This is a genomic window from Streptomyces sp. E2N166 (genome assembly GCF_003671715.1).
GTDB lineage: Bacteria > Actinomycetota > Actinomycetes > Streptomycetales > Streptomycetaceae > Streptomyces > Streptomyces thinghirensis.
This window is the reverse complement of record NZ_RAIF01000018.1, coordinates 208,177-219,878: the sequence shown is the minus strand read 5'-3', so window position 1 is coordinate 219,878 and position 11,702 is coordinate 208,177. Positions and strand designations below refer to the sequence as shown.

The window sequence follows — 11,702 nt, the reverse complement described above, 5'->3', positions numbered from 1 at the left end:
GAAGTGACAGGTCCTGGGATGTGACGCAGGTCACAGTAGGTTGGATCGGGTTCGGGAAATAACCGGGGATCGTTTCCCCGTTTAGCCCTGTGTCCGAGCGAAACGGGGATTCCCTCCCCGGATCGCCAGCCAAGCCGTCCGAGGAGTACGCCGTGCAGACCGCAACCCCCGAGCAGCACAAGGTGACCCGGCCGCGCGCCGACGCCCTGCGCAATCGGGAGCGGATCGTCACCGCCGCCCGGGAGATGTTCGTCGAGTACGGGCCCGACGTGCCGCTCGACGACGTCGCCCGCCGGGCCGGCGTCGGCAACGCCACGGTGTACCGCAACTTCCCCGACCGCGACGCCCTCGTCCGCGAGGTCGTCTGCTCGGTCATGGACCGTACGGCACGGGCGGCCGAGCTCGCTCTCGCGGAGACCGGAGACGCCTTCGAAGCGCTGGAGCGCTTCGTGCACGCCTCCGTCGACGAGCGGATCAGTGCCCTGTGCCCCATGGTGTCCAGCACGTTCGACCAGCACCACCCCGACCTGGAAGCGGCGCGCGAACGGGTCGAGCGACTCGTCGCCGAGGTCATGGACCGGGCGAAGGCGGCCGGTCAGCTCCGTACCGACGTGGGCGTGGGTGACCTGATGATCGCCGCGGCCCAGCTCAGCCGGCCCCCGGCCGGTACGGGGTGTCTGAGCGCCGACCGGTTCGTCCACCGCCACCTGCAGCTGTTCCTGGACGGGCTGCGGGCTCCCGCCCGCTCCGCCCTGCCGGGCGCGGCCGTGACCATGGAGGACCTGCGCCGGCCCTGCGACCAGTAGTCACGCGAAGTCTCACCGTCTGACCGGAGGACGACGGCTCCCGTAGCCGTCGACCCCGGCCCAGTCGTCCCTTTACTCAGCTTTTTCCGTCACGAAGTCCCGAAGTGGGTATCGCCATGTCTGAAACAGCCGTCAAGGCTCCCGGCGTCCCGGACGCCGGACGCTGGAAAGCGCTCGTCTTCATCGCGCTCGCCCAGCTGATGGTCGTCCTCGACGCCACCATCGTGAACATCGCCCTGCCCTCGGCCCAGCAGGACCTCGGCATCTCCGACGGCAACCGGCAGTGGGTCGTCACGGCCTACGCCCTCGCCTTCGGCGGTCTGCTGCTGTTCGGCGGCCGGATAGCCGACCTGTGGGGCCGCAAGCGCACCTTCGTCCTTGGGCTGGGCGGCTTCGCCGTCGCCTCCGCGCTCGGCGGTGCGGCCACCAACGAGGCGATGATGTTCGGCTCCCGCGCCCTCCAGGGCGTCTTCGGAGCGCTGCTCGCGCCCGCCGCGCTCTCCCTGCTCGCCGTGATGTTCACGGACGCCAAGGAGCGTGCCAAGGCCTTCGGCATCTACGGTGCGATCGCCGGTGGTGGCGGCGCCGTGGGTCTGATCCTCGGCGGATTCCTCACCGAGTACCTGAACTGGCGCTGGACGTTCTTCGTCAACATCCCGTTCGCGATCGTCGCCGCGGCCGGTGCGTACCTCGTCATCCGCGAGCCGCAGGGCAGCCGCAACCGCTCGCCGCTCGACATCCCCGGCGTGATCCTGTCCACCCTCGGTCTGGTCGCGCTCGTCTACGGCTTCACCCGCGCCGAGTCCGACGGCTGGAGCGACCCGGTGACGGTCGGCATGTTCGTCGGTTCCGCCGTGCTGCTCCTCGCCTTCGTGCTGGTCGAGTCGAGGGTCAAGGCGCCGCTGCTGCCGCTGCGCGTGATCACCGAGCGCAACCGGGGCGGGATCTACCTCTCGCTGGGCCTCGCGATCATCGCGATGTTCGGTCTGTTCCTCTTCCTGACCTACTACCTGCAGATCGTGAAGGGCTACTCGCCGGTGAAGACCGGTTTCGCCTTCCTGCCGATGATCGCGGGCATGATCACGGGCTCCACGCAGATCGGCACCCGTCTGATGACCCGGGTCGCACCCCGGCTGCTAATGGGCCCCGGCTTCCTCGTCGCCGCCGTCGGCATGCTGCTGCTGACCCAGCTGGAGATCGACACCTCCTACGCGGCCGTGCTGCTGCCCGGCATGCTCCTGCTCGGCCTCGGCATGGGTACGGCGTTCATGCCGGCCATGTCCATGGCCACCATGGGCGTGGAGCCGCGGGACTCCGGTGTCGCCTCCGCGATGGTCAACACCTCGCAGCAGGTGGGCGGTGCGATCGGTACGGCGCTGCTGAACACGATCGCCGCCTCGGCGACCACGTCCTACATCGCCGACCACATCGGCGGCGCGACCTCCCGGTCCCAGCAGCAGCTGGTCCAGCTGGAGGGTCAGGTGCAGGGCTACACCAGCGCCATCTGGTTCGCCGTCGGCATCCTGGTCGCGGCGGCCGTGATCGCCCTGACCTTCGTCAACGCCGGCCGCCCGGGCGGCACCGCCGTCACGGGTTCGGGCTCCGGTTCGGGCGACGCGGTCGAGGACGAGCTGCCGGTGCCGGTCGTCGCCCACTGACGCGACGCCGGACGCGGTACCCCTTCGGGACACCTGTTCCATCCGTGCGCAGGGGGAGGGGACGCCCCCTCGCGCACGGTTCCCAGGACCTGCCCCGGCCGCGCGCTCAGCGCAGCCAGGGCAGGTCCGCACCCGCTTCGCTCGGCTGAAGTCCCTCGGCGACGATCCGCATGATCTCGCCGAGGGACTTCTGCTGTTCGGGCGTGAGCCGGTCGAACACGGCCTGGCGTACGGCCTCCACATGGCCCGGCGCGGTCTCGCCCAGCACCTCGTACCCCTCGTCCGTGAGGATGGCGAACTGGCCCCGCTTGTCGGAGGGGCAGTCCTCGCGGCGCACCCAGCCGTTCTTCTCCAGGCGGGCGATCGCGTGCGAGAGGCGGGAGCGGGTGATCTTCGCGTACCGGGCCAGCTCCGTCATCCGCAGCCGCCGCCGCGGTGACTCGGCGAGCTTGACCAGCAGGCCGTAGTAGACGTGCGGCATGCCCGCGTCGCGCTGGAGCTGACGGTCGAGGTGGTCCTCCAGGAGGGTCGCGGCCTCGATGTAGGAGCGCCAGACGCGCTGTTCATCGGCGGTGAGCCAGCGGGGCTCTTCGGCGGGGGCGGCCGGGATGGGTGCCGTGTTCATGTAACCCATCGTACGCAACCACTTCTTGAACTTTAAACAAATCGGGCGTAGATTCGTGAGCAAGAGAGATTGAGAGTTCAAGTACTGGGAGCCGCCCTCATGTCCGCCGTCACCCGGGAGCGCATGCCGGCCCTCTACCTCAGTCACGGCGCCCCGCCGCTCGCCGACGACCCCGTCTGGCCCGGCGAACTCGCCGCGTGGGCCGCCGCCCTGCCGCGCCCCAAGGCGATCCTCGTCGTCTCCGCGCACTGGGAGGAGGCCCCGCTCGCCCTCGGCGCCACCCGGACCGTCCCCCTGGTGTACGACTTCTGGGGCTTCCCGGAGCACTACTACCGGGTGCGCTACGAGGCCCCCGGCGCTCCCGCGCTAGCCGAGTCCGTCCGCAAGCTGCTGCGCGCCCCCGGCACGCCCGTGCAGGACGTCCCCGACCGCGGTCTCGACCACGGCGCGTACGTGCCGCTCGTCGAGATGTACCCCGGCGCCGACATCCCGGTCCTCCAGGTCTCCATGCCGACCCTCGACCCCGCGCGGCTCATGGAGATCGGCCGCAGGCTCGCGCCGCTGCGCGACGAGGGCGTGCTGATCGTCGGCTCCGGCTTCTTCACCCACAACCTGGCCGCGCTGCGCCAGGGCGGCATCCCCGCCTGGTCCGCCGAGTTCGACGACTGGGGCCGGCGCGCGCTGGAGGCCGGTGACGTGGACGGGCTGCTCGACTTCGCCCGCAAGTCCCCGGCCGGCCTGCTCGCCCACCCGCGCACCGAGCACTTCGCCCCGCTGTTCGTGACGATGGGGGCGGCGGACGCGGCCGGTGAACTGGACCTGCGTGAATCCGTGATCGACGGGTTCTGGATGGGGCTGGCCAAGCGTTCGGTGCAGTTCGGCTGAGCGCGCCCCACGGGGAGGACTCGCGCCCGGCGGGGAAGGCTAGCGCCCCCGGGGAGGATTCGCGCCCGGCGGGGCGGGCCCGCGCCTGCGTGGAGGGCTACAGCGGCTTCTCGTACCAGGCCACGTCCCAGTACCGGCCGAACTTCCGGCCCACCTCGCGGTACGTGCCGACGTACCGGAAGCCGAAGCGCTCGTGCAGTCGGGCGGAGGCGGCGTTGGGCTGCGCGACGCCCGCGTAGGCGCGGTGCACGTCCTCGCCGGCCAAGGCCTCGAAGAGGGACGCGTAGAGAAGCGTGCCGATGCCCCGGCCGCCGGCCCGCGGGGCGACGTAGACGGTCGTCTCCACCGAGGTCCCGTACGCGGGCTTGGCGCGATAAGGGCCGGATGTGGCGTAGCCCAGAATCTCCTGTGAGTCGGCGTCCGTGGCAACCCTCAGCCGGTGCGGGCCGTCTTCAGGGTGGGAGAGCAGCCAAGGGCGGCGCTCTTCCGGGGTGAAGGTGGCGGTGTCGAACGTGATGGGCGTCTCACGTACGTAGTGGTTGTAGAGGTCGGTGAGGGCCTTGAGATCCTCCTCGACTCCCGGCCTGACCTGGACCTCTGCCCGTCCCGGCGCCATCGTGCCTCCTTACGTGGCGGCACAGGGTACTGCATGATCAGAAAAATCGGGGGGCGGGTTGGGAATTCTGTCCGGATTCCAGTCGTTGTTTCCATCGGATGCAGGGCACCCGAGGAGAGTCCCGAGAGGGACCGGAGACCGGATCCGGGACCGAGAACACCGGAGACGACAACCCCACACGGTGCCCGGCGTCCACAGGACGACCCGCTGAACCACCATCGCAAGGGAGCACGCATGGCAACCCGTGCCGTCGCCCGTCGTAAGTCCGCCACCGGCGGGACCTCCGACGCGGCAACCAGCGTCCGCGCAGCCGGCGGCGAGCTCGCCGACCGCGATCTGGTCGGCATGTACCTCGACGAGATCGCACGGACGCCTCTGCTCGACGCCGCCAAGGAGGTCGAGCTGTCCCAAGCCATCGAGGCGGGTGTGTTCGCGCGGCAGGTCCTCGAAGGCTACGAGGAGACCGGGGCGGACGCCACCCGGGAGGAGCTGGAGGCCCTGATCGAGGAGAGCGAGCGGGCGAAGGACGTCTTCATCCGTTCCAACCTCCGCCTGGTCGTCGCGGTCGCCCGCCGCTACCCCCGCAGTGGTCTGCCCCTGCTCGACCTCATCCAGGAGGGCAACGCCGGCCTGGTCCGCGCGGTCGAGAAGTTCGACTACCGCAAGGGCTTCAAGTTCTCGACGTACGCGACCTGGTGGATTCGCCAGGCCATCACCCGGTCGATCGCCGACCAGTCGCGCACCATCCGGCTGCCCGTCCACCTGGTGGAGGAGCTGGGCCGGATCCGGCGCGTGCAGCGGGAGTTCAACCGCGAGCACGGCCGCGAGCCGGAGCCCGTCGAGATCGCCGCCGAGCTCGGTTCGACGCCCGAGCGCGTCACCGACGTACTCGACTGGGCCCGCGACCCCGTATCGCTGAACATGTCGGTGGACGACGAGGGCGAGACCCAGTTCGGCGACCTGCTGGAGGACACCTCCGCCGTGTCGCCCGAGCAGTCGGTGATGACGCTGCTGCGCAGCGAGGAGCTCGACGACCTCATCGGCCGCCTGGACCCGCGCACGGCCTCCATCATCAAGATGCGGTACGGCATCGACGACGGCCGCGAGCGTACGCTGACCGAGGTCGGAAAGGAGCACGGGCTCACCCGCGAGCGGATCCGGCAGATCGAGAAGCACGCGCTGCTGGAGCTGAAGAAGCTGGCCCGCGACACCGGTTTCGAGGCGGCGGCGTAAGCGAGTGGCGGGACAGCCGGGGGCACGGCAGGGGCCGGTCGCCGGCGGAGGCCGTGATGCGGGGGCGTGACGTGACGCGTGGGGCGTACGCCGGTGGCCGAACCCCGCGCAAACATGGCCGTACAACGCTGCTTCAACCGGCGGGGGTTCGGGAACAAGAACTCCGGGCCCAGCAGTTCGGGCCCGGGACACGGGCCCCCGAACCGTTCCCTCCGCCCTTTGGACCACGTCCCGACGCACTCCCCCCGGTGCCGGGACACTCCCGAGCCGGGCTCGGCGCCTCTCCCCCCGGGGCGCCGCAGCCCGGCTCCTTCCGCGTCGGGAGCGCGAGCCGGCCGCGCTCCGCGGCCGACGGCGAAGTGGGGCTTCACCGGCCGGAGCGGATCGTGGGAGGCGGGGCACCCCGAACCTGAACCCCGGGGTGGCCCGCCGAATGGCAGATTGTGCCACAGCGGCATAGCCTGCCGAAGTGAGCAGCACCACCCCAGCATCGTCGTCGGCCCCCGCGCCCGGTCCGGCCTCCGTCTCCCTGACCGAGCGGCGCAAGGCCGAGACACGGATGGAGATCGCCCGCGCGGCGGCCCGGCTCTTCGTCGGCCAGGGCCTGCGGGCCACCCGCGCCGAGGACATCGCCCGGGCCGCCGGCATCGCCCCGCGAACCTTCTACCGCTACTTCGCGACGAAGGAGGAGGCCGTCGCCCCGCTCTACGCCCTGGGCGCCGAGCGCTGGGCGCAGGCGGTGCGCGAGGCCCCGGCCGAGCTGTCCCAGCCCGAGGCCCTGGAGTACGCCGTACGGCACACGCTGACGCCGGGTGCCGGGGTGTCGGCGCCCTCCTGGGAATGGGCCCGCACGCTCATCCGCCTGGCCGAGACCAGTCCGGCGCTGCGGAAGGTGTGGGCGGAGGTCTGCCAGACGTCGGAGCGGGGGCTCGTGGAGGCGCTGGCCGCGCGGGCGGCGTACGGGGACGACAACGTTGCCGCGCGGCTGCGGGGCTCTCCCGGGCTGCACTTCGCGGCAGCCGTGGCGGGTGCGGCGGTGCGCGTGGCGGTGGAGTACTGGGCGGCCTCCGCGGAGGCCCTCTCGGCCGAGGGGGCGCACGGCCCTCTGGAACTGGCGTTGCGGAACCTTCAGGTGTTGCGGGAGGTCCCTTGGGAGGGCGGTACGGGCGGTACCGACGGTACCGGCGCTACAAGCGGGACCAGCGGTACCGGCGGCCCTGGCGGTCCTACGGGGTAGGGGTCGGCCGCGCTTCGGGGCCGCCGTTTCCCGGGGCCGGAGCGTGGCGGTGAGGGCATGGCAGGGACAGAGCACGGCGGTGGGGGCCATCGCGGCCGGAGTATGGCGGGGGCCGGTCACCGGTCCGCTGCCGCCCTCACCAGCCTCGTCCCCAGCCCCCTTACGCACTCCACCAGTTCCGCCGGCTCCCGCACCCGGAAGTCCACCCCCAGCATCGCGAGACGTACCGCCATCCACTCCACCGCGTCGGACACGGTCGCCCGCAGGACGCACGACGCGCCGTCGTCCGCCGGTTCCGGTGTGCCGAGCCATTGCGGCAGCCGTGCCGCGACCACCTCGACCGGTGCGTCGAAGGCGACCACGATCTCGTACGAGTCGCCGCGCCGCTGCATCGAGCGCCGCAGGTACTCCGCCGCGCTCCCCGTCGGCAACTCCCGCGGAGCGAACCGCGCACCGGTCGCGAACGGCTCGCTGACCCGGTCGACCCGGAAGGTCCGCCAGTCGTCCCGGTCGAGGTCGTAGGCGACCAGGTACCAGCGGCGGCCCGTCGACACCAGCCGGTACGGCTCCGTCACGCGCCGCGACTCGACGCCGTCCCCCGCGCGGTAGGCGAACCGCAGCCGCTCCCGCCCGGCCACCGTCGACGCCATGACGGTCAGCGTCTCGGGCGCGATACTCGGGCCGTCCCCGCTGGTCAGCGGCGTCGTCGCGGCCTGGAGGGTGGCGACGCGGTGACGGAGCCGGCCCGGCAGCACCTGCTCCAGCTTGGCCAGCGCCCGTACCGACGCCTCGTCCACGCCCTCGACCGCGTGACCGGCGCCGGCGCGCAGCCCGACCGCGATGGCCACCGCCTCCTCGTCGTCGAGGACGAGCGGCGGCATCGCCTTGCCGGCCACCAGCCGGTAGCCGCCGTCGGAACCCATGGTCGCCTGCACGGGGTAACCCAGCTCGCGCAGCCGGTCGATGTCCCGCCGGACCGTGCGGCGGGAGACCCCGAGCCGGTCGGCGAGCTCGCCGCCGGGCCATTCGCGGGGCGTCTGGAGGAGGGAGAGGAGCGTCAGGAGCCGGGCCGGAGTGTCCGTCGTCATGCGTTCGAGGATGCCGCAGATCTAGGACGAGACCTGTCCTACTGGGGTCATAGCTTCGCTCCATGACCTTCACGCACACCCCGGACCCGTCACCAGCCCGGCCCGCCGCGGGCGACCGACGTCGCTGGTTCGCCCTCGCGATCGTGATGACCGCGGCCTTCATGGACCTGGTCGACGTCACCATCGTCAACATCGCGATCCCGTCGATCCGGCAGGACGAGGGCGCCACCTTCAGCCAGATCCAGTGGATCACCGCCGGTTACGCCCTCGCCTTCGCCGCCGGCCTGATCACCGGCGGGCGGCTCGGCGACATCCACGGCCGCAAGCGGGTGTTCCTCATCGGCATCGGCGGCTTCACCGTCGCGTCCGCGCTGTGCGGCCTCGCCGTGAACCCGGAGATGCTGGTCGCCTCCCGCATCCTCCAGGGCGCCATGGCGGCGCTGATGGTGCCGCAGGTGCTGTCGATCGTGCACGCGACGTTCCCGGCGCACGAACGCGGCAAGGTGTTCGGGCTGTTCGGCGCGATCGTCGGACTGGGGGCCGTCTCCGGACCGCTGCTGGGCGCCCTGCTCACCGAGTGGAACCTCTTCGGCCTCGAGTGGCGGCCCATCTTCCTCATCAACCTGCCGGTCGGCATCGCGGGACTCGTCCTCGGCAGCCGCTTCATCACGGAGTCCAAGGCGCCGCGCGCCCTCAAGCTGGACCTGGTCGGGGTCGTCCTGGTCACCCTCGGTCTGCTGATGCTGGTCTACCCGCTCACTCGGGGCCGCGAGCTGGACTGGCCGCTGTGGGGACATCTGTCGATGGCCGGCTCGGTCGTCGTCCTCGCGGTGCTGGTGGCGTACGAGAGGCGGAAGACCGCCCGGGACGGTTCGCCGCTGGTCGAGCTGTCGCTGTTCAAGGTGAAGAGCTTCGCGGCGGGCATCGCGGTGCAGACCGTCTTCGGGGTCGCGCTGGGCATCTTCTTCCTGGTCTGGACGCTGTACATGCAGGAAGGGCTCGGCTGGAGCCCGCTGCGGGCCGGGCTGACCGGCGTACCGTTCTCGATAGCCGTCTCCGTGGCGGCCGGGGTGTCGGTGCAGAAGCTGGTCCCCCGCTTCGGGCGCAAGGTACTTCAGGCGGGGGCGCTGGTGATGGCGGCCGGAGTACTGCTCTACATCTGGGGGTCGGAGCGGTACGGGCTCGGCATCACGCCCTGGCAGATGGCGCTGCCGCTCGTCGTCATGGGCGTCGGCATGGGGCTGATCGTCGCCCCGCTGACGGACGCGGTGCTGTCCCAGGTGCCGCGTGAGCACGCCGGAGCGGCGTCGGGGCTCATCAACACGGTCCAGCAGATGGGCAACGCGCTGGGGCTGGGGCTGGTCTCGGTGGTCTTCTTCGGCACGATGAGCGACCACCTGGCACCGGCGCGGATCGGCGCGGCCTACGCGGACGGCTTCCAGAACGCGCTGGGCTGGGTGGCCGGGGTGATGGGCGTCATCTTCCTGCTGATGTTCGCGCTGCCCAGGCGGCCGGCCCAGCACGTGGAGGGTGCCCAGGAGGAGGCGCGGGCGGAGGAGAGGGAACCCACGCTGGTCTGAGCCCACGCTGGTCCGGGGACGGAGGGGCGGGTCCGGTACTTCGGTGTCGGGCCCGCCCCTTCTTCCACGATGTCTGTTCGTGTCTGTTTGGGCCCGAGCACTTCCGGTTTCCTGTTTACTTTCTGGAATACCGGGCGTAATCTCCGTGTGAAACCACAGGTTCGGGCACAGGTCGGAGGCGATCGGTGATGTACGCACCGGAGCGGCAGCAGGAGATCCTCCGGCTCGCCCGGGACGGCGGCCGGGTGGACGTGGTGTCGCTGGCCGAGGAGTTCCAGGTGACGGCGGAGACCATCCGCCGCGACCTCAAGGCGCTCGACCGCGCCGGTCTGCTCCGCCGGGTGCACGGCGGCGCGATCCCCGCCGGGAGGCTGGACTTCGAGCCGGACCTCGCCGAACGTGAGTCGACGGCCGCCGACGAGAAGGACCGGATCGCGAAGGCGGCCCTGGCGGAACTGCCGACCGAGGGCACGATGATCCTCGACGCCGGTTCGACGGTGGCCCGCGTGGCCGCCGCGCTCCCGCCGGAGACCTCGCTGACCGTCGTCACCCACAGCCTGCCCATCGCGGCCCGGCTCGCCGACCACCCCGGCATCCAGCTCCACCTGGTCGGAGGGCGCGTGCGGCACCGTACGCGCGCCGCCGTGGACGCCTGGGCGCTGCGCGCGTACGGCGAGATCCGCGCGGACGTGCTGGTGGTGGCGGCCAACGGCTTCTCCGTGGAGCACGGTCTGACTACCCCGGACCTCGCCGAGGCCGCCGTGAAGCGGGCCGCGGTCGCCGCCGCCCGTCGCGTGGTGCTGCTCGCCGACTCCTCCAAGCACGGCCAGGAGCACTTCGCCCGCTTCGGTGCCCTGAGCGATGTGGACCTGCTGATCACCGACAGCGGGATGAGCCCCGAAGACGCCACCGCCATCGAGCGCGCCGGCACGGAAGTAGTACGCGCATGATCCTCACCGTCACCCCCAACCCGTCTCTGGACCGCACCTACGAGGTTCCCTCCCTCGACCGCGGCGAGGTCGTCCGCGCCACGGGCGAGCGCGTGGACCCGGGCGGCAAGGGCGTGAACGTCTCGCGCGCGGTGACGGCGGCCGGCCGGCGCACCGTCGCGGTGCTGCCGCTCGGCGGCCCGTCCGGCGCGCTCGTCACCGAACTGCTCGACGCCCAGGGCATCGAGGTCGCACCGGTGCCGATCGCCGGGGTCACCCGGGCCAACATCGCCCTCGCCGAGGCCGACGGCGTTCTGACGAAGATCAACGCGCCGGGCCCCGAGCTGTCGGCGGCCGAACGGGAACTGCTCCTGGAGACCGTACGGCGGCAGTCGCGCGGCGCGGACTGGATCGCCTGCTGCGGCAGCCTGCCCCGCGGACTCGCCCCCTCCTGGTACGCCGACCTGGTCGCCCGGGCGCACGCCGCCGGCGTCCGCATCGCCCTGGACACCTCCGGGCCCGCCCTGCTCCAGGCGCTGCGTGAGCGGCCCGACGTGGTCAAGCCGAACGCCGAGGAGCTCGCGGAAGCCGTCGGGCGCCCCCTGGCCACCGTCGGCGACGCCGTGAAGGCCGCCGAGGAACTGCGGGAGCTGGGCGCCCGGTCCGTGCTCGCCAGCCTCGGCGCCGACGGCCAGCTGCTCGTGGACGACGCGGGCGCCTGGTTCGGCAGCGCCCGCGTGGACGCCGTACGCAGCAACGTCGGCGCCGGTGACGCCTCCCTCGCCGGTTTCCTCGTCGCCGGCGGTGCCGGTCCGGGCGCGCTCGCCTCCGCCGTCGCGCACGGCGCCGCCGCCGTGCAGCTGCCCGGCAGCGTGATGCCGACGCCGGCCGACCTGGACCTGGGGGCGGTGACGGTCACGGCGGAGGTGCCGGTGGACCGCGCACTGAAGGAGCCGGCGTCATGAGCTCCCACCCCGACTGCCTCCCCGGCTCCCACCCCGACTGCCTCCCCGGCTCCCTCCTTGACCCCCACCCCGTCCCGGAC

At 71.9% G+C, this 11,702-nt stretch carries 11 protein-coding genes; 8 read left to right on the top strand and 3 right to left on the bottom strand.

Annotated elements, in window-relative coordinates; genetic code table 11:
- The first annotated feature begins 152 nt into the window (after nucleotides 1–152).
- Entirely contained in the window at nucleotides 153–806 is a 654-nt protein-coding gene (locus EBH09_RS15245) for a TetR/AcrR family transcriptional regulator (RefSeq protein ID WP_121747550.1), read from the top strand.
- A 116-nt stretch (nucleotides 807–922) separates the two neighbouring features.
- Nucleotides 923–2,464: an MFS transporter gene (locus tag EBH09_RS15240; protein WP_121747818.1), complete on the top strand. Its 1,542-nt coding sequence runs from the start codon at nucleotides 923–925 to the stop codon at nucleotides 2,462–2,464.
- A 106-nt stretch (nucleotides 2,465–2,570) separates the two neighbouring features.
- Here the strand turns inward: EBH09_RS15240 and EBH09_RS15235 are convergent, their stop codons facing one another.
- Nucleotides 2,571–3,089 (bottom strand): MarR family transcriptional regulator, encoded by a 519-nt coding sequence (locus tag EBH09_RS15235; RefSeq protein ID WP_121747549.1) that lies wholly within the window; start codon nucleotides 3,087–3,089, stop codon nucleotides 2,571–2,573.
- Between the two features lie 99 nt (nucleotides 3,090–3,188).
- On the opposite strand from EBH09_RS15235, the gene EBH09_RS15230 reads away from it, so the two are divergent.
- A complete protein-coding gene (locus EBH09_RS15230) occupies nucleotides 3,189–3,974 on the top strand; it encodes a class III extradiol ring-cleavage dioxygenase (protein WP_238697320.1) in 786 nt (261 codons plus the stop codon).
- A gap of 97 nt (nucleotides 3,975–4,071) precedes the next feature.
- Here the strand turns inward: EBH09_RS15230 and EBH09_RS15225 are convergent, their stop codons facing one another.
- Nucleotides 4,072–4,590: a GNAT family N-acetyltransferase gene (locus EBH09_RS15225; RefSeq protein WP_121747548.1), complete on the bottom strand. Its 519-nt coding sequence runs from the start codon at nucleotides 4,588–4,590 to the stop codon at nucleotides 4,072–4,074.
- 234 nt (nucleotides 4,591–4,824) lie between these two features.
- Here EBH09_RS15225 and EBH09_RS15220 point away from each other — a divergent pair, with 234 nt between their 5' ends.
- Entirely contained in the window at nucleotides 4,825–5,823 is a 999-nt protein-coding gene (locus EBH09_RS15220; protein ID WP_121747547.1) for a sigma-70 family RNA polymerase sigma factor, read from the top strand.
- A 559-nt stretch (nucleotides 5,824–6,382) separates the two neighbouring features.
- Entirely contained in the window at nucleotides 6,383–7,060 is a 678-nt protein-coding gene (locus EBH09_RS15215; protein ID WP_121747546.1) for a TetR family transcriptional regulator, read from the top strand.
- Between the two features lie 116 nt (nucleotides 7,061–7,176).
- On the opposite strand, the gene EBH09_RS15210 is transcribed toward EBH09_RS15215, so the two are convergent.
- Nucleotides 7,177–8,148, bottom strand: a complete 972-nt coding sequence (locus EBH09_RS15210; RefSeq protein WP_121747545.1) for a YafY family protein — start codon at nucleotides 8,146–8,148, stop codon at nucleotides 7,177–7,179.
- Between the two features lie 62 nt (nucleotides 8,149–8,210).
- Here EBH09_RS15210 and EBH09_RS15205 point away from each other — a divergent pair, with 62 nt between their 5' ends.
- The 3 genes from EBH09_RS15205 to pfkB all read left to right on the top strand — a co-directional run bounded on the left by EBH09_RS15205 (nucleotide 8,211) and on the right by pfkB (nucleotide 11,622).
- On the top strand, nucleotides 8,211–9,728 hold the full coding sequence (locus EBH09_RS15205) for an MFS transporter (RefSeq protein WP_121747544.1): 1,518 nt from the start codon (nucleotides 8,211–8,213) through the stop codon (nucleotides 9,726–9,728).
- Between the two features lie 188 nt (nucleotides 9,729–9,916).
- A complete protein-coding gene (locus EBH09_RS15200) occupies nucleotides 9,917–10,678 on the top strand; it encodes a DeoR/GlpR family DNA-binding transcription regulator (RefSeq protein ID WP_121747543.1) in 762 nt (253 codons plus the stop codon).
- Entirely contained in the window at nucleotides 10,675–11,622 is a 948-nt protein-coding gene (pfkB, locus tag EBH09_RS15195; protein WP_121747542.1) for a 1-phosphofructokinase, read from the top strand. The genes EBH09_RS15200 and pfkB overlap by 4 nt, the downstream gene beginning before the upstream one ends.
- Nucleotides 11,623–11,702 lie beyond the last annotated feature (80 nt).

What these genes read in the sequence shown, in the direction of transcription:
- pfkB (WP_121747542.1), top strand. Translation starts at nt 10,675, where the DNA reads ATGATCCTCACCGTCACCCCCAACCCGTCTCTGGACCGCACCTACGAG.
- EBH09_RS15240 (WP_121747818.1), top strand. Translation starts at nt 923, where the DNA reads ATGTCTGAAACAGCCGTCAAGGCTCCCGGCGTCCCGGACGCCGGACGC.
- EBH09_RS15235 (WP_121747549.1), bottom strand. Translation starts at nt 3,089, where the DNA reads ATGAACACGGCACCCATCCCGGCCGCCCCCGCCGAAGAGCCCCGCTGG.
- EBH09_RS15210 (WP_121747545.1), bottom strand. Translation starts at nt 8,148, where the DNA reads ATGACGACGGACACTCCGGCCCGGCTCCTGACGCTCCTCTCCCTCCTC.
- EBH09_RS15230 (WP_238697320.1), top strand. Translation starts at nt 3,189, where the DNA reads ATGTCCGCCGTCACCCGGGAGCGCATGCCGGCCCTCTACCTCAGTCAC.
- EBH09_RS15225 (WP_121747548.1), bottom strand. Translation starts at nt 4,590, where the DNA reads ATGGCGCCGGGACGGGCAGAGGTCCAGGTCAGGCCGGGAGTCGAGGAG.
- EBH09_RS15205 (WP_121747544.1), top strand. Translation starts at nt 8,211, where the DNA reads ATGACCTTCACGCACACCCCGGACCCGTCACCAGCCCGGCCCGCCGCG.
- EBH09_RS15215 (WP_121747546.1), top strand. Translation starts at nt 6,383, where the DNA reads ATGGAGATCGCCCGCGCGGCGGCCCGGCTCTTCGTCGGCCAGGGCCTG.
- EBH09_RS15220 (WP_121747547.1), top strand. Translation starts at nt 4,825, where the DNA reads ATGGCAACCCGTGCCGTCGCCCGTCGTAAGTCCGCCACCGGCGGGACC.
- EBH09_RS15200 (WP_121747543.1), top strand. Translation starts at nt 9,917, where the DNA reads ATGTACGCACCGGAGCGGCAGCAGGAGATCCTCCGGCTCGCCCGGGAC.